Genomic DNA, 20484 nt, shown 5'->3' on the forward strand with positions numbered 1-20484 from the left:
CTAGCTTTTTTTTAGATAAATAACACTAAGATATTTTCTATCAAACGACTATCTTCAATATTTTAAAGAGGGAAACAAAATGAATATTAAAATCGTTGCTGTTGATATGGATGGAACCTTTCTTAACGATCAGATGGATTTTGATAGAAAACGATTTAGTGCTCAATATGCACAATTAAAAGACAATGGAATAAAATTTGTTGTTGCCAGTGGTAACCAATATTACCAGCTCATCTCATTTTTTCCCGACATCGCTGATGAAATCGCATTTGTCGCCGAAAATGGTGCCTACGTTAGCAATGAAAATACAGAAATTTTTTGCGGAGCACTATCAGGTGAAAACTGTGAAAAAGTTCTAAAAACAATATTACCAGTACCTCATCTTGACATTATCGTTTGTGGAAAGAATGGGGCTTGTATGCTCAGTTCATCAGATAACGCTTTCTTTACCACCATGAGCAAATATTATCATCGGCTTAAAATTATTGATAATTTCAGTCAAGTTGAGGAGCCCGCATTCAAGTTCGCAATCAGTTTGCCCGATGAAAAATTGGCTGACTTTATGACATTTATTGAGGCTGAATTGGGCGGTATTGTAACCCCAGTGTCCAGTGGTCATGGTTCCGTTGACTTGATCATTCCCGGTGTACATAAGGCTAATGGTATTAAATTACTCCAAGATATATGGGGAGTAAAAGATGAAGAAGTCGTGACTTTTGGTGATGGTGGCAATGATGTTGAGATGTTGCAATATGCTGGGTTTGGATTTGCGATGGCGAATGCGCCTGATCGTATTAAAGCTATAGCGAAGTATCGGGCCGACTCGAATAATGATTCAGGCGTGTTAAATGTTATTGATAAAATTTTAAGAAAAGAACCGCCATTCGTATAAATATAATCAACCACATAATTATAAGAAATTCTAGCCGTAATTCTCTTTCTATTATGAATAATGGAAAAAACAAAATGGGGGCCACATGATTGCCCCCACAATGACATTTCACAATTAGCTGGAATAGCGTGATCAGTGATTATTCAAAAACTTATCCAGGAATTGCCGGGTACGTTCATGCTGCGGATGTGCAAACAGTTCTTTCGCCGGGCCTTGTTCCACAATCCTGCCGTGATCCATAAAGATAGCCCGGTCTGCCACATCACGAGCAAAACTCATTTCATGAGTGACGATAATCATCGTCCGTTTTTCCTCAGCCAATGCGCGAATAGTATTTAACACTTCACCCACTAGCTCAGGATCTAATGCAGATGTCGGCTCATCAAATAGAATAACCTGAGGTTGCATAGCAAGTGCCCGCGCGATAGCCACACGCTGTTGTTGACCACCGGATAAACGGCGGGGATAGGCATTCTCCTTGCCACTTAAGCCGACTTTCGCCAACAGCTCACGAGCACGTTTTACAGCCTCTGACCGTTTTTCATCCTTAACAATAACCGGCCCTTCAATGATATTTTCCAACACCGAGCGATGAGGAAATAAATTGAAGCTCTGGAACACAAAGCCGACCTTTTGTCGTAGCGCACGAACTTGCCGTTGCTGCTTATTTATAGGAATACTGCCATCAATCTCTATATCACCGACTCGAATAATTCCAGAGTCAGGCGTCTCAAGCAGATTAATGCTGCGTAACAGTGTTGTTTTACCTGAACCACTTGGCCCGATTATCGCAACCACTTCGCCGCTGTTCACTTCAAGCGAGATACCATGCAGTACCTGTTGACCTTTAAACTGTTTGGTCAGCTCTTTAATGTCGATGGTACTCATGGCTACTCCTGATCCTGACGATTAACATGGGCTTCCAGACGATTTTGTAATGCTGATAACAGGGTCGCCATGATCCAATAAATCAGTGAGGCCGCCAGATACATAGTAAAAACTTCCAAGGTGCGAGAAGTCACCAATTGCGCTTGGCGGAAAAGCTCGGGAACCTGAATAGTCGCAGCCAGAGAGGTGTCTTTGACCAAACCGATAAAACTGTTGCCCAACGGAGGGAGTGCGGTACGGCCTGCTTGCGGTAATATCACCCGGTAGAGAGTTTGCCAACGCGTCATGCCGATACTGGCGGCGGCTTCCCACTGCCCTTTCTCGATCGATGAAATCGCCGCACGCAATGTTTCTGAGGTATAAGCTGCCGTATTCAGCGATAAGCCGATTAAGGCTGCTGGCATAGGATCCAGCTCAATCCCGAATTGCGGCAAACCATAATAAATCATAAACAGTTGAGCAATTAACGGCGTACCCCGGAAAATAGAAACGTAAAAACGAGAGAGAAGTGAAAGAGGCAAGAATCGGGATAACCGCATCATGGCTAACATAAAACCTAATGCCAGACCAAAAAACATCCCCCCCAGACTGAGCTGGAGGGTAAACCAGGCCCCCTTCAATAAGAATGGTGCTGAATCCAGAACCAGTTGAATACTTTCTTGCATTATTTAGTTACGTCCGCGCCAAAATATTTTTCTGAAATTTTGGCCAATGTGCCATCTTTTTGCATTTCAGCGATAGCTTGATTGATCGCTACCAACAGCTCAGGATTATTTTTACGCACTGCCACACCTGACTCCTGACGGGCAAATGCCGGGCCAGCAACGGCTAGGGTATCGTTGGTTTTCTTGACCAAATCCAATGCGGCTAAGCGGTCAACTAAAATGGCATCAGTACGACCGACACGAAGGTCTTGATATTTAGTTGGGTCATCATCATAGGTGCGAATATCAACACCTTTCAGATTGTTACGTAACCATTGCTCATAGTTACTGCCCAGACCTACACCCACTTTCTTACCCACCAAATCTTCAGGTTTGCTGAACTTGCCTTCATTGCCTTTTTTGGTCAAAACCTGAATACCGGATACTGTATAAGGCGTGGAAAAATCATATTTTTTCTTGCGCTCATCTGAAATAGTGACTTGGTTAATCGCCACATCGATACGCTTAGATTCCAGTGAGGCCAGCATACCATCCCACTTTGTTGGAGTGATTTTTGCTTTAACGCCCATATGTTCTGCCAATGCATTAGCGAAATCCACTTCGAACCCAGTGAGCTTGCCATCTTCGCCCTGGAAACTGAACGGTGGATAAGTTCCTTCCAACCCGACAACCAGGATTCCTCGCTCTTTGACTTGATCTAACAGGTCACCCGCAGCATACGACTTCATATTGAGGCCTGTTGCCAGTGCAACTGCCATCATGCCCAGAACAACCCGACGACGTACAATTGAAAAACCCATAAATACTCCAACTGTCATGTTTATTTTTTGATATTCAACACTTTATCAGTGTTGCTAATGAAATAAAGAAATATAAAATAATAACGATAGCTACAAATAGTTGTTGTAAACCAACAGCTAACCCCGCATGCGTACCTGCACTGCCTGAAGCCACAACCACCGAGCTAAAGGTGACATTTCCGGCCGATTGAGCTGCAATTTCCAATGCGCATTGCACATATCCCAAAGCCCCTAGAGCATTAGACCCACCAACAGGCACGACATAAGGGCGAAAGCCCTGTGCCTCGATGCGAGTTGCCAACTCAGCCAATTGCTGGCTGGGATCAAATAATCCATCGCACATCACCACATCAACATTAAACAAATCTAATAGCAATCGATTGCCATTGGTCAGATAATTTTCCCGTGTGGTGCCGATAGGATTCTCAAGTAATGCAACACAATGTAAGCCCAATTTTGCGGCAACAGCCGCTGTTTGGCGCACATGATTAGATTGAATCGCTCCTGCGGTAACCAAAGTATCCGCTCCCAACCGCAATGCATCAGCGGCCAAAAACTCCAATTTACGCAGCTTATTGCCGCCAAGTGCCAAGGGTGTGACATCATCACGTTTAATATAGATTTCGCGTCCCAAATAGTCAGAAAGACGGGACAGTTTCTCTAATGGCGTGGCATTACCGACTAAATCCAGACGCGGAAATTGCGCCAGTTTGTGTTGAAGCGTCACGGGCCCTCCAGAAAATTAATGAGTTACTGCAACGATTATCCAAGTCATTCGATTTGCAGATAGGCAGAAGCAAACTAACCCCGACTGACTCAAGTCGGTAGCTCAGGTCAGTAAACGTCGCTAACATCCCTGCTCAAGTACGGAGGGAAAACATAGATTTATCAGAAGTGACATCAATAATCACTGATTTTATTATAGATGCAGGCAAGCGATAGCGCAGGTAAATATAGAGGATAATAAAAAGCCCGGCTAAGGAGAACCTTACCGGGCGCGGAATCACTGAAGGTAATGATGTAATCGTTTTGCTTTATCTTAGAAGTGTTCTCAATGAAAACCACAGAGTTCTCTCAAGTGAAAACACCTCGTCATAAACATTAGTAGTTCTTTTGCCATGCCAAATATTGATCATACTTACGCAAAGCAATACGGTAATTGTTATGTGCTGCATTTGGTAGTTCATCAATAATGCGCTGATGCATAGTTTCACTGGCAAATTTCTCTGCCGGGTAATTGGTCGCAACCAGCATTTCATCCAACCGACGTAACCGCACAACATATTCGCGAACCGTACTATGACTCATTTCAGTTTGCTCAAATAAATACTGCTTGAACGCCATAATATCGAAATAACCCGGCGTGCTGTTGCAATATATCTCACTGCAAAAACGGCACAATGCGGTTAATTCATGCTGAAGTTTTGACCAGACTTGGTCATCAATAGGCTGATCCATACCAGCAATCGCTTCTTTATTGATAATTTGTCCGCGGAAAACCAACGCCATACGATCAAGTTGTTTATGACAATGTGAGCAATGAGTTTGGCCGTGCTTATAATCTTTTAAATAACGGCTCAGCGGCCGCTTTTTTAACTGAAGTCCTGGCATAAGAAGACCTGCATTAATAAAGTTAAACACTGTGATATCACTGAGCGAAAATGAATTATGAGTCGTTATTCAGGCGGGCGCGTAAACGTTTTATCGCCTGGCTATGAAGCTGGCTGACGCGAGATTCCCCCACTTCCAGCACGGCCCCGATTTCTTTCAGGTTCAGCTCTTCCTGGTAATACAGCGTCAACACCATTTTTTCACGTTCCGGCAAAGCCTCGATCGCTTCAATAACACGTTGGCGCAGATTTCCTTCCAATAAATGCTGTAGCGGATTAGCGTCTTCATGCCCTTCCAGCATGGGTTCGACGCTTTCGCCATGCTCTTCCCGCCACTCGTCATAGGAAAAAAGCTGGCTGTTGTTGGTGTCCAACAAGATCTGGCGGTACTCAGTCAAATCAATATCAAGATTTTGCGCAACTTCCTGCTCGGTCGCTGGACGTCCGAGCCGTTGTTCAACCTTTTGCATAGCACTGGCTACTTCGCGTGCATTGCGCCGTACACTACGTGGCGCCCAATCTCGGCTGCGCAGTTCATCCAACATCGCGCCACGTATACGCTGTACCGCATAAGTGGTAAATGCGGTTCCTTGTAAAGCGTCATAACGCTCAACAGCATTCAGCAGACCAATCCCCCCAGCCTGCAATAAATCATCCAATTCTACACTGGCCGGCAGGCGCACCTGCAAACGCAATGCCTCATGTCGAACCAGAGGAACATAGCGTTGCCAGAGGGAATTCTTGTCCATCACGCCTTCGGCGGTATACAGATCGCTCACTAGACAGGCACCTAAGGGTAAGAGAGTCGTACCATTATCCTGTCCGGTCAGTCAGGCAATCGTCTGAATAGGCCTATAAAAAGGCGGCTATTTGACTTATGCCCACTACTTTTACTGTTAACCTATTGCAAGGATTGCAAAAAAAGAGCGCTAAATAGCGGTAAAAAATCCCTGAAAATAAATCATTAGCGCCCGATTTGAACTCATGCGCTAAGGAAATAACTCTGTCGATCATTTCCTTAGCGTGAAATTTCTATCGCGATATAAAAACCCCGCAGAAAAGGCGGGGTTGAATAATGCTGTGTTGCTAAGAAATTAACGCAGCAGAGACAATACAGTTTGTGGAACCTGGTTTGCCTGGGCCAGAACAGAAGTCCCTGCTTGTTGCAGAATATTTGCACGGCTCATGTTAGAGACTTCAGTAGAGTAGTCAGCATCCTGGATACGGCTACGTGCTGAAGTCAGGTTGTTGATGGTGTTACCCAAGTTAGTGATAGCAGAGTCAAAACGGTTTTGTGCCGCACCCAACCCACTACGCAATGCATCAACTTGTGCCAGCGCTTTATCAACAGTCGCCAGTTGGTTATCAGTTGATTTCTGAGATGCCGCTGCATCTTCGTTGATCAAGGTAGTCGTGCCGTTAGCAGTACGAGACATAAACATTACTTTGCCAGCACCATCAGTGATTTGATCACCTTTAGCGTTAGCGGTATAAGCGGTGCCGTTAACTGTCAGAGTACTACCAGTTTTAGTTGCGCCTTGTAAATCCAGGTCAGCCAAGGTTGCAGCACGGTTATTTTCAGCCGCTTTTGTGGTTAAACCACCACCAACAACAGAGGTGAACAAAGCGCTAGAAGTTTTCACTTCGGCAGCAGTACCGGCAGCTGCGGTACTGGCTGTAATGGTGAAATCAACGCTTTTACCATCAACTGTAGCACTGTAAACACCGTTACCACTCGCGTCAGCCGCAGTCTTAACGGTAAATTCCATACCTTGGGCTGTGAATTTATCACCCGTTGCTTTACCAACAGAAGCTGCAGCGATAGAAGAAGCTTCAGTACCAGCTTTGGCTGTTGCAGTGTAAACAGTAGATGCGGTATTAGCCGCAGTTGAAGTGCCAGAGAATGCACCGGTACCCGCATCGATATATTGTGCTGCACCAGCTTTAGTCACTGCACCGCTATTAATATCGGTATTATAAGCCACACCACCAACATCAAAGTTGTTAGTACCGGTAGCTTTGAACTGGGAAGTCAGATCGTTAACAGAGGCTTGTTTCGCACCATCAACGTTGAAACCTTGTAGACCCAGGCTTTTTGAGTCGATTTTTTCCAGATTGATGCTGATGGTTTCGCCATCGTTAGCGCCAACCTGCACTTTCATGCTGCTGTTACCAGCCAGAACTTTCACGCCGTTGAACTGAGTTTGATCAGATACACGGTCGATTTCGTCCAGACGTTGTTGAATTTCGTCCTGGATTGATTTCAGGTCAGAAGATGAGTTAGAACCCGTTGCAGCCTGAACACTCAGCTCACGAACACGTTGTAAGTTATTGTTGATTTCGCCCAACGCACCTTCAGTGGTTTGCGCCAGAGAGATACCGTCATTTGCGTTACGAGAAGCCTGAGTCAAGCCTTTGATATTAGAAGTGAAACGGTTAGCAATTGCCTGACCAGCAGCATCGTCTTTTGCACTGTTAATACGCAGACCAGAAGACAAACGCTCAATGGCGGTGCCTAAAGAGGACTGTGATTTATTCATGTTGTTCTGAGTCGTCAGAGACAGGGTGTTAGTGTTAATTACCGCCATAGTGATATTCCTTAAATGCTGTTGGGTTATGGTTTGGGCTTACTGCCCACGGCTTCATCACCGTCACAACTTGTATCGGCGCTCTTTAAGGAACCTTTAGACATTCCGCCAAATAATTTTTATTTTCCCTGAAAATTATTATCTAATGCCTATTTAGTTAGCACTCTATTCAATAGCGCAAATAGCCCCCTGTTATCCCCCGTTATTCTGCAATCATAAATTCTATTCTATGTGTAAACTTTTTGAATCTTTGGCCGATAACCTCTGCAACGACACTTGAATATTAAGGATTAGAAATGGCAAGTATCAGCTCATTAGGTATCGGTTCAAATATGGAGCTAGGCACTTTACTGGATAAGCTAAGTGCTTCGGAGCAGACTCGATTAACTCCGCTAACCAACCAGCAGACTAGCTATAAAGGTAAACTCACCGCTTACGGTGTATTACAAAGCGCATTGGCAAAATTAGAAACAGCATCAGCAGCGCTAAAAAAAGCAGACACATTGGCTACCACCTCTGTTACCAGCACCAATACTGCATTTGCAGCAACAACGGGTAGTGGCGCTACTGCAGGAAATTACACTGTGGAAGTGACCAATCTGGCTAAAGCGCAGTCACTGCTTTCTGCGGATGTACCCAACGCTACTGATAAACTGGGTAATAGCAACGATAGCCGCACCATAACGATTAAACAGCCAGGTCAAACCAAACCGTTGGAAGTTAAGCTAACCAGCGAACAGACCTCTTTAACCGGTATTCGTGATGCGATTAATAAACAAGAAGGTAGCGTTACTGCCAGTATTATGAAAGCGGACGATAATACCTATTATCTGGCGCTGACATCAAAAGAAACAGGTACCAAGTCAGAAATGACCGTGAGTGTCAGTGGTGATGACACCTTAAATAACCTCCTGAATTACACACCGAGCAGTACCGGTGGCAGCGGTGCAATGACACAGAAAGTGAAAGCAGAAGATGCCGCACTAACAGTTAATGGTGTGGCGATTACCCGTCAAAGCAACACCATTACAGATGCCCCACAAGGTGTGACCTTAACCTTAAAAGCAGTCACCAAGAAAGATGAACCGGAACAACTGACCATTACGCGTGACTCCACAGCAACCAAAGCCGCAATTCAAACATTTGTAGATTCTTATAACTCATTACAAACGACGTTTGCCTCTTTAACTAAATATACCGCTGTTGAACCGGGTAAAGATCAATCAACTAGCAATGGTGCGTTAGTGGGTGATGGTACACTGCGCAGTATTCAGACTCAGTTAAAAAGTCAATTAGCCTCAGCGCAAGGGGGAGAAGTTAAAACTCTAGCTGCAATGGGTATTACTCAAGATCTTGATGGAAAATTAGTCATTGACTCCAAAAAACTTGATAAAGCCTTGTCTGAGCAACCTAATAGCGTGACCACATTTTTTGTCGGTGACGGTAAAAAAACAGGTTTCGCAACTCAAATGGATAATCTGTTAAATACCGCGCTAGATTCGACTAAAGGCTCATTGAAAACAGCCACAGACGGAATAAACAAGTCGCTAAAATCATTAGAAAAACAGGTAACATCAACTACTGATAGCATTAACGCCACTATTGAACGCTATAAGGCACAATTTACCCAATTGGATAAATTGGTGAGTTCATTAACCAATACCGGCAACTTTTTAACTCGGCAATTCTCTTCGTAAAGGATAGATTATGTACAATCGTTCAGGGAGTCAGGCCTACGCTCAGGTAGGATTGGAAAGTGGAGTGATGAGTGCCAGCCCCCATCAATTGATCGTGATGTTATTCGACGGGGCGCAAAGCGCCCTGGTTCGTGCACGCATATTGATGAATCAGGGAGATATTCCAGCCAAAGGTGCTGCACTTTCTAAAGCCATTAACATTATTGATAATGGGCTGAGTGCAGGCCTTGATATGGAAAAAGGTGGTGAGCTGGCACAAAATTTGTCAGCTTTATATGACTATATGTCGCGGCGCTTGCTGCATGCCAACTTGCATAATGACGAACAGGCAATTACCGAAGTGCTCGCTTTGCTCGACAATATTGCAGATGCCTGGCGGCAGATTGGCCCCAATTATCAACCTGATTAGGACCCCATTTAATGGAACGTCACCAGCACCTTTTGTCTGAATATCAACAAATCCTGACCCTCAGCGAGCAAATGTTAGTGCTGGCGACAGAGGGCAATTGGGATGCGCTGGTTGATCTGGAAATGGCTTATCTCAAAGCTATTGAAAGTACCGCTACTATCACTATTTCTTCATGCTCATCGCTAATGCTACAAGATTTATTACGGGAGAAGCTAAGAGCTATTTTGGATAATGAAATTGAGATTAAACGTTTATTGCAACTACGCCTTGATGCATTAAGTGAGTTAGTTGGGCAATCTACCAAACAACAGGCGGTAAATAATACGTACGGCCAATTCCCTGACCATGCTTTGCTATTAGGCGAAACGCAGTAATCTACCGATAGCATGGTCATAAAATAGTGTTTATCACTGAATTATCGCTTGCGACTACAATTATTAAAATAGCAATCAATGCAAATTGTTATTATTTTTAACAAATGAATTTATTGATGGTAACAATTTCCTATGTCTGATTGACTATTATTCTCACTCCATAGCTTTTCGCTAAAATAGTCAGTGATGGTAAATTTTCTATTAAAATAAGTTGCTAGTCTGCCATTCAAAGCGTAAAGATATTCTCAGGCCAAAATTGTGAAATGAATATCGATGGAACGTACAATTAAATTTTGCCCCGGTGTGGGTAGCTCGGCACATGTTATTCAACATACAGAGCTACTCCTTACCTCTGTCTATATTGAGCATCCTTTGCTCATTATGGTTAATCGTGGGCATAAAGTTATTCGCTGGGATAATCAAGAGTGCATCGTCCGTCAGGGTGAAATAGTCGCCGTCAGTAGTGGTCAAACAATTGACATAATTAATGGACTATCTACTGAAGGGCTATTTTTTAGCCACCAACTTCGCTGCGATCCGCGTTTGATAACAACATTTGCTAATCATCCTGCTTCTGCTGGCCTCGGAGTTATTCCTGGGGTTATGCCTGTGCGTGATTTGGCACCTGAATTTATTAATACTTTTGGTAATACATTTAAAGCAATATCCGATGTAGGCGATATTCCTCGCACTATCGTTAGGCACCGTATGTTGGAGTTATTACTTTGGTTAGCTCAGCGCGGTGTTAAGTTTAGACTTAATGATGATCATTTATTAAGTGAAAAGGTACGACGCTGCCTGTCAATTGACCCACATAAAATATGGTCAGCCGCTGAAGTTGCCGAACATATGGCAATGAGCGAAGTGGTGTTGCGACGAAAATTAGCATCCGAAAATATACTCTTACGTGATTTGATGATTGATGTCCGTATGACCAGCGCTTTACGTTTATTGCAAGGTACTGATTGGCCAATTTCATTAATCGCCAGTCAAGTTGGTTATGAAAGTGCATCACGATTCGCAGAACGTTTTCGTAAACGTTTTGGATTTGCCCCTACAGCCATACGTGGGCATCATCGCTTGCAACCTATGGATACTGATCCCCCTCCAGTGAACTTTCAGCGTTATTTAAACCTAATTTAAGACCTAAATGAGTCTGTTAAAACTCTATTCTTTGATCATTTTTGCCAGGATTTACCTACCTTCCCGCTATACAACCCGTTGCATCCCCTCATCTTTTTGCTCATGATCATCCGGACTGCTAAATACTGCTTTTAGATATTCTACACACTAAAGCATTATTTTTTAGGCTACCTCCAGTTTTTTCCTCCAGTAATACAGCCTTACCATAGACAAAAGTCTTTATAATCATATAAATAAATATAAGCCACTGAAACAAAGAGGAATATGTCACTTCTGCAAGGGCATCCTATGATTAAAGTGATTAAATAACATCCTATCAGGATCGCAATGATGCCCAGTAACTCGCTCGGACTAAAAAGCCGCTATCCATTGCATATCCAGATTGCGGTACTCTTCACTCTATTGATTGTTTCAATCGGTACAGTCATTATCATTTTCAGTCATAGCCAACTAACTAAATTGACTGAAATCAGCACCAATAGGCAGTATCAAAAAACGGGTGAGGCAATCGCGGCAGAATTGGATGCGGTAACACGGCCCATGATGATGTCTGTCAACATTCTTGCCAGTATGCAAATTACAGAGTTATCAACACTTGAGCAGCGCATAAATTTTGTCGGTAAGTTTATTGAAATACTGAAACAGAATGATTATGCCAGTGCAGTATATAGTGCCTATTCTAATGGCGATTTATTTATGTTGCGGCGTCTGACCGACGCTAACCGTAAACTATTTCACGCCCCAGCGGGGGCCGAGTGGATGATCCAAAGTAATCGATTCCTCGATAGTTTGCCGGAAAAACAGTTTATTTATCTGAACAAACAGCAGCAAATTATTGCCGTTATGCCCAGAGATAATGATAACTATGACCCCAGAAAGCGGGATTGGTTTATTTTGGCATCAACCAACCCTGGTCTTATTACATCACCTATTTATATTTTCAAGGGGACCGGTGAGGCGGGTTTTACTTATAGTCGCCGGTCTGAAAATAATCAGGCAATAATTGGATTGGATGTTTCCTTTGCCTCGTTATCGCAGTTTTTAATAAGGCAGAATCTACCACCTGATAGCCAGGCTATTATTATAAATTCTCACGGTGAGGTTATAGCAAGCTTGCCTAAATCTAAAGATTTATCAGCAAGTCCTACTCATGTGGATAAGCAAGCCCTGGTATTAAAGACATTGCTCGATACCCACGAAAATAGCCTTGAGAGCAACAACCAACAGGCCAATAACAATGAAAGCAGCATCATGTTTGAAGCGCAAGGCAAGCACTGGTACGGATCCATTATCGATATTGATAACAGTGGAAATAAATATCAGCTAGTTATTGCGACGCCAGCCAGTTATTTGACTGCCGATGCAAACTCTATTCGGAATCGCACAACCCTTATCGCTTTTATCCTATTAATGCTCAGTTTGCCGTTGGTGTGGTACTTCTCTCGGAAGATATCCAATCCACTGATTCGCCTCCGCCAGGATGCTGATTCCATCAGTAATTTGCATTTCGAAGAGCGCGAGTCTGAACATTCTATGATTGAAGAAGTCGATGAACTGCACAAATCAATGTCAAAAATGAAATCGACACTGAAGCAATTTATTTCAATGGGCAATATGCTGACGGCGGAAAATAACTTCTTCCGCCAGATGCAGGGGTTATTAAGTGAAACAACTGAGATCGCCGCGATGACCGGCGGCATTATATTCCTAGCAGATAAACAAGAAGGCCATTTCACACCGACAGCATTTCGTTGGAATGGTGAGAATATCCCAGTATCTGAAATGTCCTCATTAAGGATACAAGAAGATAACTTCATCACTTTCCAGCCCGTTCTTGAGGGAAAAACCATTGCCGGAACGCTAAATAAAGAAAACATATTCAGTCAATTACAAGACTTATTGCAGCCTTATTTACCCTTGCGGTTTGTTGCTGTGCCCATGAAAACTCACGATAAACAACTCTTAGGTTTTTTATTGCTATTTAATCCTTATCAATTAAATACTAAGCGTGAGCGTTCTAAAATTCAATTAGTTAATGCGCTAGTCGGTAGTTTATCTGTTTCCGTAGAGACCCAAAAATTATTACAAGAGCAAAAAAACCTGCTCAACGCATTTATTGAGCTTATTGCAGGCGCTATCGATGCCAAGAGTGCTTATACCGGCGGCCACTGCCAGCGAGTCCCTGAAATCACTAAAATGCTTGCCAGAGCCGCTGTGAATATCAAAGAAGGACCTTTCGCTAACTTTAATTTATCTGAGAATGAGTGGGAAGAACTGCATACGGCATGCTGGCTACATGACTGTGGCAAGATAACAACACCTGAGTTTGTGGTGGATAAGTCGACAAAACTGGAATTAATCTACGATCGTATTCATGAGATACGCATGAGATTTGAAGTCATAAAACGTGAAAAAGAGATCGACTTCTTACGTCGACATGCCGCGGTTAACGCCAATGAAACTGATCAACAAGTGCTGGCAGCGGAATTACGCCAATTGGATGATGATTTTTACTTTATTGCCCACTGCAATGTCGGTGGTGAATTTATGTCTGATGAAGCGATCGCGCGTATTCAACAAATTGCCGGATATCACTGGACTCGTACATTAGATGATAACGCCGGTATTGCTCAGGAAGAACGCGCGCGCAAAGCCCGGCAACCGGCAACCCCATTACCAGTACAGGAACCCTTACTGGCAGATAAACAAGATCATCTTATCTACCGCGATAATAAAAACAAACGCCCAGAATATTATGATTTCAAACTACCAGAACCAACTTTACTTTATAACCGTGGTGAGATTTACAACCTGAGTATTCGGCGTGGTACCTTGACCGAAGAGGATCGTTATAAAATAAATGAGCACATCATGCAGACTATTGTCATGCTCAAGAAACTCCCCTTCCCGCGCACCATGGCGAATGTTCCCTCTATTGCCGGTGGTCACCATGAGCGTATGGATGGTAAGGGATATCCCTATCAACTCACTTATAAACAGATGAGTATTCCAGTTCGAATGATGGCTATCGCTGATGTATTTGAAGCGTTAACAGCAGCAGATCGCCCTTATAAACCAGGAAAATTATTATCTGAAGCGCTCAATATTATGTTAAACATGGTGAATGAAAATCACCTTGATAGAGATCTGTTTATTTTATTCCTGGAGTCTGGAATTTGGTATGAATATGCCATTGCCCACTTGGAGACAGACAAAATCGATGATGTGGATATTTCAGTAATACTGCAAAAAATTGACCATCAAAATATAGTACTGGCATAGAGCACTTAGTTAGCAAGAAATACAGAGTCATCGATGGGCGTTAAGGTTATGCTCAATCAAATCATTTTATAATCGGCAATGTTGGGAGCAAATACGTGTTCTACAGCTATGGTGAAACAGAGATTAATCATCTTAAGCGACGAGATAAAAAGATGGCGGCAGCTATCGAGCGATTAGGAATGATTGCCCGCCCATTATCACCAGATCTATTTGCTGCACTCATCAGAAACATTGTTGATCAGCAAATTTCCGTTAAAGCGGCACTCACCGTTAATGCGCGTCTGGTGACATTAGTCGGCGCGGTAACACCGATAACTATTGCAGCAGCACCGATAGAATCTATTCAGGGCTGTGGAATGACGATGCGCAAAGCCGGATATATTAAAGATGCAGCGAATGCAGTACTTGATGGAGCACTGGATTTATCGGCTATTTCTCTGTTACCGGATAATGAGATCATTACCCAGCTTTCCAGCCTGAATGGTATTGGTATCTGGACGGCAGAAATGCTGCTTATTTCTTCACTTTCTCGCCCTGACGTACTCAGTTGGGGTGATTTGGCAATCCGCCGCGGCATGATGAATCTATATCACCACAAAACGCTACCTCGTGAACGTTTTGAACGCTATCGCCGTCGCTACACACCTTATGGCACAACTGCATCTCTTTATTTATGGGCGTTGTCACATGAAGTTTAGACACCCATATTCATGACATCTTGATAAGCCGCTACTAGCTTATTACGTACTTGAATACCGAGCTGCAAAGATACAGATGATTTCTGCATATTCACCATCACATCATTTATGCCGACACCGGGCACACCTAATTCAAAATTCTGCGCCAGCGTACGGGCTGTTTGCTGATTTTCACTGATTTTCCCGATAGCGGCTTTTAATTCACTTGCAAAGCCAGCCTCTGCGGGCAGCGTTTTTGCTGAACCTGATGCTTGCAATGCAGTGACTTGCAACTGCTGTAAAACCCCTTCGATACCTTGAACAGACATACTCATCCCCAGAATGCTTCAGTTGGTCAATAACTGCATGGCAAATCGATAAGTTATTGCGCTTGCTTGCCATCAAGCAGGTATCACTTTTTTCAGGATCACACCCTAACACATCATTTTTGAGCTAAAGCGGCTAAATAGATACAAAAATACCAGCTTATTGAGCCATCGAATTTCCACTTAAAGCAAATAATGACATGCCGATAAAAGGGGATATCAGCTATTGATGCGTTATCGCTCACAGCATTTGGGAGTCTGTTTTGTTCCAACACATTAGTTATATAAAAAATACTAACTCAAACGTTATTCAGCTTGGCCAAGGACGTGTATGAATGCCTCGATAACTGGCGGTGAAAATCGTGAGAACACCTTTACGACGACACTGGCACGCCTACGCGCGAATCCAAAAATCCCATTGCTGATTGCTGCGGCTGCGGCCGTCGCTATTATTGTCGCGCTGATGTTATGGGCTAAAAGCCCGGATTATCGCGTTCTTTATAGCAACCTGAATGATCGTGACGGTGGTGATATCGTCACGCAGTTGACGCAACTGAATATTCCCTATCGCTTCGCTGATAATGGCGGAGCATTGTTGATCCCGGCAGATAAAGTGCATGAAACCCGCCTGCGACTGGCTCAACAAGGTTTACCGAAAGGTGGTACAGTAGGCTTCGAACTATTGGATCAGGAAAAATTTGGCATCAGCCAATTTAGCGAACAAGTTAACTACCAGCGGGCGTTGGAAGGCGAATTGGCACGAACGATTGGCACGCTTGGCCCGGTATTAAATGTGCGGGTGCATTTAGCTATGCCGAAACCGTCATTGTTTGTCCGTGAGCAAAAATCCCCAACTGCCTCTGTCACCTTGGCCCTGCAACCTGGTCGCGCACTTGACGATGGTCAAATCAATGCCATCGTCTATATGGTTTCCAGTAGTGTAGCGGGCTTACCGCCGGCCAACGTTACCGTCGTCGATCAAACCGGTCGTCTGTTGACGCAATCAGATAGCGCCGGACGCGATTTAAATGCTGCGCAACTCAAATTTACCAATGAAGTTGAGAACCGCTTCCAACGCCGCATTGAAACTATCCTTGCACCGATGGTGGGCAACGGTAATGTTCATGCGCAAGTGACCGCACAAGTTGATTTTGCCAGTCGTGAGCAAACTGACGAAGAGTACAAACCAAATCAGGCTGCTAACCAAGGTGCGGTGCGCTCTCAGCAAGTCAGTACCAGCGAACAACTGGGTGGGACCAATGTCGGGGGCGTTCCTGGCGCGTTGTCCAACCAACCATCCGCAACACCGGTCGCACCGATTGAAGTACCTCAGACAACCCCTGCGGCTGGTGCTGGCACAACGGCGAATGCCGCGACTGCAGCCAATCGTCCAGCAACCGCAGCCAGACAGACCGCGACATCCAGTAATAGTCGTCACGACCAAACTACCAACTTCGAAGTTGACCGTACTATTCGCCATACTCAGCAACAAGCTGGCATGGTACAGCGTCTCTCCGTTGCAGTGGTTGTTAATTACGGCAGCGATAAAGCAGGCAAACCTATCGCACTGAGCAAAGATCAGTTGGCACAGGTGGAATCGCTAACGCGCGAGGCCATGGGCTTCTCCACAGTTCGCGGTGACACATTAAATGTGGTGAACACACCGTTTAATGCCACTGATGATGCCAGCGGCAGTAACTTGCCGTTCTGGCAACAGCAGTCGTTCTTTGATCAGTTGCTGAATATTGGTCGCTACTTGCTCATCTTACTGGTGGCGTGGATCTTATGGCGCAAACTGGTGCGCCCATTGATTGCTAAGAAACAAGTAGCAGATAAAGCAGCGGCGTCGGTCAATAACATTGTCCAGGCGGCACAAACCACTGAAGCAGCGAAACAAACTAAAGAAGAGCTGGCCCTGCGTAAGAAAAATCAGCAGCGAGTGAGTGCTGAAGTTCAGGCCCAGCGTATACGCGAACTAGCGGATAAAGACCCACGTATTGTCGCGCTGGTTATCCGTCAATGGATGAGTAATGACCAATGAGCCTGACCGGAACTGAAAAAAGCGCCATCATGCTGATGACTCTGGGTGAAGACCATGCCGCCGAGGTGTTTAAGCACCTTTCCTCGCGCGAAGTTCAACAACTCAGTACCACCATGGCGAGTATGCGTCAGGTTTCTCACCAACAGTTGGTTGATGTATTGGCTGAGTTTGAAGACGATGCTGAGCAATATGCCGCACTGAGTGTGAATGCTAGCGATTACCTGCGCACCGTGCTGATAAAAGCATTGGGGGAAGAACGCGCTTCCAGTCTGTTAGAAGACATTCTGGAGTCACGCGAAACCACCAGTGGCATGGAAACCCTCAACTTTATGGAACCGCAGATGGCGGCCGATCTGATCCGCGACGAACATCCGCAGATTATCGCCACTATTTTGGTTCATCTGAAACGCGCTCAAGCGGCCGATATCCTGGCGCTATTCGACGAGCGTCTGCGTAACGATGTCATGTTGCGTATCGCCACCTTCGGCGGCGTTCAGCCAACAGCATTGGCTGAATTGACCGAAGTGCTGAACAACCTGCTCGATGGTCAAAATCTCAAACGTAGCAAAATGGGCGGTATCCGCACCGCGGCTGAGATTATCAACCTGATGAAAAGCCAGCAGGAAGAAACGGTTATGGACGCGGTACGCGAATACGACGGTGAGCTGGCACAGAAAATTATCGACGAAATGTTCCTGTTCGAGAATCTGGTCAGTGTCGACGACCGCAGCATCCAGCGTTTACTGCAAGAGGTCGACAACGAGTCGCTACTGATTGCCTTGAAAGGTGCCGATCAGGCGCTGCGCGAGCGCTTCCTCAGCAACATGTCGCTGCGAGCCGCAGAAATTCTACGCGACGATCTGGCCACCCGTGGGCCGGTACGCATGTCTCTGGTCGAAAACGAACAGAAAGCCATCTTGCTTATCGTCCGTCGTTTGGCTGAAAGCGGCGAGATAGTCATCGGCGGCGGCGAGGATATCTATGTCTGATAGGATTAATACCCTGCCCTGGCAACCCTGGTCACTGAATGACTTTGCCAGCCAACCTGAGCCTAGCGCGGCCACTGCGCCGCCGGATATCAGTATGCTATTTACTGATGAGCCCAGAGAGGACGGCGAACCAACAAAAGGTGATGAACAGCAGATGCTGATGAACCTGCAACTCGAAGCCGAGAAGCAGGGTCGCCAGCAAGGATTTGCCAAAGGGCTACAAGAAGGCCTGGATAAAGGTTATCAAACCGGTTTGGAAGAGGGTCATCAGCAAGCGCTGGCAGATGCTGAGAAACAGTTAGCACCCATTACAGCACACTGGCAAACCTTGGTCAGCGATTTCCAAAATACCCTTGATGCGCTGGACAGTGTCATTGCCTCACGGCTAATGCAAATGGCATTGGCCGCAGCCAAACAGATTCTGGGTCAACCGGCCATTTGTGATGGCACCGCGTTGCTGGCACAAATTCAGCAAATGATTCAGCAAGAGCCGATGTTTGCCGGTAAACCGCAATTGCGCGTCAATCCTAATGATCTCGCTGTAGTTGAGCAGCGCTTAGGCTCTACCTTAAGTCTGCATGGCTGGCGTTTGTTGGGTGATAGCCAAATTCACCCGGGTGGCTGCAAAGTCAGCGCTGAAGAAGGTGATTTAGATGCCAGCCTGGCGACGCGCTGGCACGAATTATGCCGTCTGGCAGCACCGGGAGAATTATGATGACTGCGCGCCTCGGTCGTTGGCTGGCTTCGATGGATAAATTCGAAGAGCGTATTAGCCAATCAACGACCATTCGACGTTACGGGCGATTAACGCGCGCCACTGGTCTGGTGCTGGAAGCCACTGGCTTGCAACTGCCACTGGGGGCCACCTGTCTGATTGAGCGCCACGATAATGGCGAAGTACAAGAAGTTGAGAGCGAAGTGGTCGGCTTTAACGGCCAGCGCTTGTTCCTGATGCCATTGGAAGAAGTAGAAGGGATTGTGCCCGGTGCCCGGGTTTATGCGCGCATCACCACCGGTGGAGCTTCTGCCAGTAAACAGTTACCACTCGGCCCAGAATTACTGGGGCGTGTGTTAGATGGCAGCGCCAAGCCACTTGATGGCTTACCCGCCCCTGAAACCGGCTATCGCGCCCCGCTTATCACTCCCCCGATCAACCCATTACAACGTACCGCGATCGAACAGGTATTGGATGTTGGCGTTCGCACCATTAATGCCCTACTGACCGTTGGTCGTGGGCAGCGTATGGGCCTATTCGCTGGCTCTGGGGTGGGGAAAAGTGTGTTGTTAGGCATGATGGCTCGCTACACCCAAGCAGATGTCATAGTCGTTGGCTTGATAGGTGAACGTGGCCGTGAAGTCAAAGATTTTATTGAGAACATTTTAGGTGCCGAAGGGCGTGCCCGCTCAGTGGTTATTGCCGCTCCGGCTGACGTATCGCCATTGCTACGTATGCAAGGGGCAGCTTATGCCACCCGTATTGCAGAGGATTTTCGCGACCGTGGCCAGCATGTCCTGCTTATCATGGACTCCCTAACGCGCTATGCCATGGCGCAACGTGAAATCGCACTGGCTATCGGTGAGCCTCCGGCGACCAAAGGTTATCCGCCGTCGGTATTCGCTAAATTACCGGCGCTGGTTGAGCGTGCCGGTAATGGCGTGTCCGGTGGTGGTTCGATCACCGCATTTTATACGGTATTGACCGAGGGTGATGATCAGCAAGACCCGATCGCCGACTCTGCTCGTGCCATTCTTGATGGGCATGTGGTGCTATCGCGCCGCCTGGCTGAATCGGGCCACTACCCCGCTATTGATATTGAAGCTTCTATCAGCCGCGCCATGACCTCACTGATAGATGAGAACCACTACAGCAAAGTTCGCCAATTTAAACAATTACTTGCAAGCTTCCAACGTAACCGTGATTTAGTCAGTGTAGGAGCCTATGCCGCCGGAAGTGATCCATTATTGGATAAGGCCATTGCTTTGTATCCGCAAATGGAAATCTTCTTGCAGCAAGGCATGTTCGAACGCAGCAGTTACGAAGATGCCTGCCAGCATCTGAAAAGCCTGTTTCCGGGATGATAAAAGAAATTTCCTTGTTATAGC

Annotated in this window: 18 protein-coding genes and 1 pseudogene; 11 read left to right on the forward strand and 8 right to left on the reverse strand. The window is 45.5% G+C overall.

What is annotated here, in order from left to right; genetic code table 11:
• Positions 1-79 precede the first annotated feature (79 nt).
• The gene (locus ACF3VQ_RS12100; RefSeq protein WP_392431129.1) at positions 80-892 is read left to right on the forward strand and encodes a Cof-type HAD-IIB family hydrolase; all 813 of its coding nucleotides are present in this window, start codon (positions 80-82) and stop codon (positions 890-892) included.
• Positions 893-1024: 132 nt separating this feature from the next.
• Here the strand turns inward: ACF3VQ_RS12100 and tcyN are convergent, their stop codons facing one another.
• The 7 genes and pseudogenes from tcyN to ACF3VQ_RS12135 form a co-directional block, all read right to left on the reverse strand.
• On the reverse strand, positions 1025-1780 hold the full coding sequence (gene tcyN / locus ACF3VQ_RS12105; protein ID WP_392431131.1) for an L-cystine ABC transporter ATP-binding protein TcyN: 756 nt from the start codon (positions 1778-1780) through the stop codon (positions 1025-1027).
• A gap of 2 nt (positions 1781-1782) precedes the next feature.
• Positions 1783-2445 (reverse strand): cystine ABC transporter permease, encoded by a 663-nt coding sequence (tcyL, locus tag ACF3VQ_RS12110; protein ID WP_005160319.1) that lies wholly within the window; start codon positions 2443-2445, stop codon positions 1783-1785.
• Positions 2445-3245, reverse strand: a complete 801-nt coding sequence (gene tcyJ, locus ACF3VQ_RS12115) for a cystine ABC transporter substrate-binding protein (protein WP_392431134.1) — start codon at positions 3243-3245, stop codon at positions 2445-2447. The genes tcyL and tcyJ overlap by 1 nt, the downstream gene beginning before the upstream one ends.
• 97 nt (positions 3246-3342) lie before the next feature.
• Positions 3343-3972 (reverse strand): annotated as a pseudogene (locus tag ACF3VQ_RS12120) (D-cysteine desulfhydrase family protein); the annotation flags it as partial.
• A gap of 374 nt (positions 3973-4346) precedes the next feature.
• On the reverse strand, positions 4347-4856 hold the full coding sequence (gene fliZ, locus ACF3VQ_RS12125; protein WP_005160338.1) for a flagella biosynthesis regulatory protein FliZ: 510 nt from the start codon (positions 4854-4856) through the stop codon (positions 4347-4349).
• 55 nt (positions 4857-4911) lie between these two features.
• Complete coding sequence (locus ACF3VQ_RS12130; RefSeq protein WP_005160341.1) at positions 4912-5634, reverse strand: RNA polymerase sigma factor FliA; 723 nt, start codon at positions 5632-5634, stop codon at positions 4912-4914.
• 315 nt (positions 5635-5949) lie between these two features.
• Complete coding sequence (locus ACF3VQ_RS12135; RefSeq protein ID WP_392431135.1) at positions 5950-7443, reverse strand: flagellin; 1494 nt, start codon at positions 7441-7443, stop codon at positions 5950-5952.
• A 296-nt stretch (positions 7444-7739) separates the two neighbouring features.
• Here ACF3VQ_RS12135 and fliD point away from each other — a divergent pair, with 296 nt between their 5' ends.
• The 6 genes from fliD (at position 7740) to ACF3VQ_RS12165 (ending at position 15046) form a co-directional block, all read left to right on the forward strand.
• On the forward strand, positions 7740-9140 hold the full coding sequence (gene fliD, locus ACF3VQ_RS12140) for a flagellar filament capping protein FliD (RefSeq protein WP_392431137.1): 1401 nt from the start codon (positions 7740-7742) through the stop codon (positions 9138-9140).
• Between the two features lie 10 nt (positions 9141-9150).
• Positions 9151-9549, forward strand: coding sequence for a flagellar export chaperone FliS (gene fliS / locus ACF3VQ_RS12145; protein WP_392431139.1), 399 nt, complete (start codon positions 9151-9153; stop codon positions 9547-9549).
• Between the two features lie 11 nt (positions 9550-9560).
• Positions 9561-9923 carry a flagella biosynthesis regulatory protein FliT gene (gene fliT, locus ACF3VQ_RS12150; protein ID WP_392431141.1) on the forward strand — a complete coding sequence of 121 codons (363 nt, stop codon included), beginning with the start codon at positions 9561-9563 and terminating at the stop codon, positions 9921-9923.
• A gap of 273 nt (positions 9924-10196) precedes the next feature.
• Positions 10197-11066 carry a helix-turn-helix transcriptional regulator gene (locus ACF3VQ_RS12155; RefSeq protein WP_392431143.1) on the forward strand — a complete coding sequence of 290 codons (870 nt, stop codon included), beginning with the start codon at positions 10197-10199 and terminating at the stop codon, positions 11064-11066.
• A 330-nt stretch (positions 11067-11396) separates the two neighbouring features.
• Positions 11397-14348, forward strand: a complete 2952-nt coding sequence (locus tag ACF3VQ_RS12160; protein ID WP_392435557.1) for an HD domain-containing phosphohydrolase — start codon at positions 11397-11399, stop codon at positions 14346-14348.
• Positions 14349-14443: 95 nt separating this feature from the next.
• Positions 14444-15046 carry a DNA-3-methyladenine glycosylase family protein gene (locus ACF3VQ_RS12165; protein WP_392431144.1) on the forward strand — a complete coding sequence of 201 codons (603 nt, stop codon included), beginning with the start codon at positions 14444-14446 and terminating at the stop codon, positions 15044-15046.
• Here ACF3VQ_RS12165 and fliE read toward each other — a convergent pair.
• Positions 15043-15354 (reverse strand): flagellar hook-basal body complex protein FliE, encoded by a 312-nt coding sequence (gene fliE / locus ACF3VQ_RS12170; protein WP_005160376.1) that lies wholly within the window; start codon positions 15352-15354, stop codon positions 15043-15045. The two genes, ACF3VQ_RS12165 and fliE, sit on opposite strands and share 4 nt — an antisense overlap.
• A 328-nt stretch (positions 15355-15682) precedes the next feature.
• Between fliE and fliF the strand changes: the two genes are divergently transcribed.
• From fliF to fliI, 4 genes are read left to right on the forward strand one after another with little or no spacing between them, the layout of a single operon-like run.
• The gene (gene fliF / locus ACF3VQ_RS12175) at positions 15683-17392 is read left to right on the forward strand and encodes a flagellar basal-body MS-ring/collar protein FliF (RefSeq protein WP_392431147.1); all 1710 of its coding nucleotides are present in this window, start codon (positions 15683-15685) and stop codon (positions 17390-17392) included.
• A complete protein-coding gene (gene fliG, locus ACF3VQ_RS12180) occupies positions 17389-18381 on the forward strand; it encodes a flagellar motor switch protein FliG (protein WP_392431148.1) in 993 nt (330 codons plus the stop codon). The genes fliF and fliG overlap by 4 nt, the downstream gene beginning before the upstream one ends.
• The gene (gene fliH, locus ACF3VQ_RS12185; protein WP_392431149.1) at positions 18374-19096 is read left to right on the forward strand and encodes a flagellar assembly protein FliH; all 723 of its coding nucleotides are present in this window, start codon (positions 18374-18376) and stop codon (positions 19094-19096) included. Before fliG ends, fliH begins: the two co-directional genes overlap by 8 nt.
• Positions 19096-20460 carry a flagellar protein export ATPase FliI gene (gene fliI / locus ACF3VQ_RS12190; RefSeq protein ID WP_392435559.1) on the forward strand — a complete coding sequence of 455 codons (1365 nt, stop codon included), beginning with the start codon at positions 19096-19098 and terminating at the stop codon, positions 20458-20460. The genes fliH and fliI overlap by 1 nt, the downstream gene beginning before the upstream one ends.
• Positions 20461-20484: the final 24 nt, after the last annotated feature.

Source organism: Yersinia fenwicki (assembly GCF_043099325.1).
In the GTDB taxonomy this organism is placed as follows: Bacteria; Pseudomonadota; Gammaproteobacteria; order Enterobacterales; family Enterobacteriaceae; genus Yersinia.

Coding starts and splice junctions, on each gene's coding strand:
- ACF3VQ_RS12100 (WP_392431129.1), top strand. CDS start 80: ATGAATATTAAAATCGTTGCTGTTGATATGGATGGAACCTTTCTTAAC.
- tcyN (WP_392431131.1), bottom strand. CDS start 1,780: ATGAGTACCATCGACATTAAAGAGCTGACCAAACAGTTTAAAGGTCAA.
- tcyL (WP_005160319.1), bottom strand. CDS start 2,445: ATGCAAGAAAGTATTCAACTGGTTCTGGATTCAGCACCATTCTTATTG.
- tcyJ (WP_392431134.1), bottom strand. CDS start 3,245: ATGGGTTTTTCAATTGTACGTCGTCGGGTTGTTCTGGGCATGATGGCA.
- fliZ (WP_005160338.1), bottom strand. CDS start 4,856: ATGCCAGGACTTCAGTTAAAAAAGCGGCCGCTGAGCCGTTATTTAAAA.
- ACF3VQ_RS12135 (WP_392431135.1), bottom strand. CDS start 7,443: ATGGCGGTAATTAACACTAACACCCTGTCTCTGACGACTCAGAACAAC.
- fliD (WP_392431137.1), top strand. CDS start 7,740: ATGGCAAGTATCAGCTCATTAGGTATCGGTTCAAATATGGAGCTAGGC.
- fliS (WP_392431139.1), top strand. CDS start 9,151: ATGTACAATCGTTCAGGGAGTCAGGCCTACGCTCAGGTAGGATTGGAA.
- fliT (WP_392431141.1), top strand. CDS start 9,561: ATGGAACGTCACCAGCACCTTTTGTCTGAATATCAACAAATCCTGACC.
- ACF3VQ_RS12155 (WP_392431143.1), top strand. CDS start 10,197: ATGGAACGTACAATTAAATTTTGCCCCGGTGTGGGTAGCTCGGCACAT.
- ACF3VQ_RS12160 (WP_392435557.1), top strand. CDS start 11,397: ATGCCCAGTAACTCGCTCGGACTAAAAAGCCGCTATCCATTGCATATC.
- fliE (WP_005160376.1), bottom strand. CDS start 15,354: ATGTCTGTTCAAGGTATCGAAGGGGTTTTACAGCAGTTGCAAGTCACT.
- fliF (WP_392431147.1), top strand. CDS start 15,683: ATGAATGCCTCGATAACTGGCGGTGAAAATCGTGAGAACACCTTTACG.
- fliG (WP_392431148.1), top strand. CDS start 17,389: ATGAGCCTGACCGGAACTGAAAAAAGCGCCATCATGCTGATGACTCTG.
- fliH (WP_392431149.1), top strand. CDS start 18,374: ATGTCTGATAGGATTAATACCCTGCCCTGGCAACCCTGGTCACTGAAT.
- fliI (WP_392435559.1), top strand. CDS start 19,096: ATGACTGCGCGCCTCGGTCGTTGGCTGGCTTCGATGGATAAATTCGAA.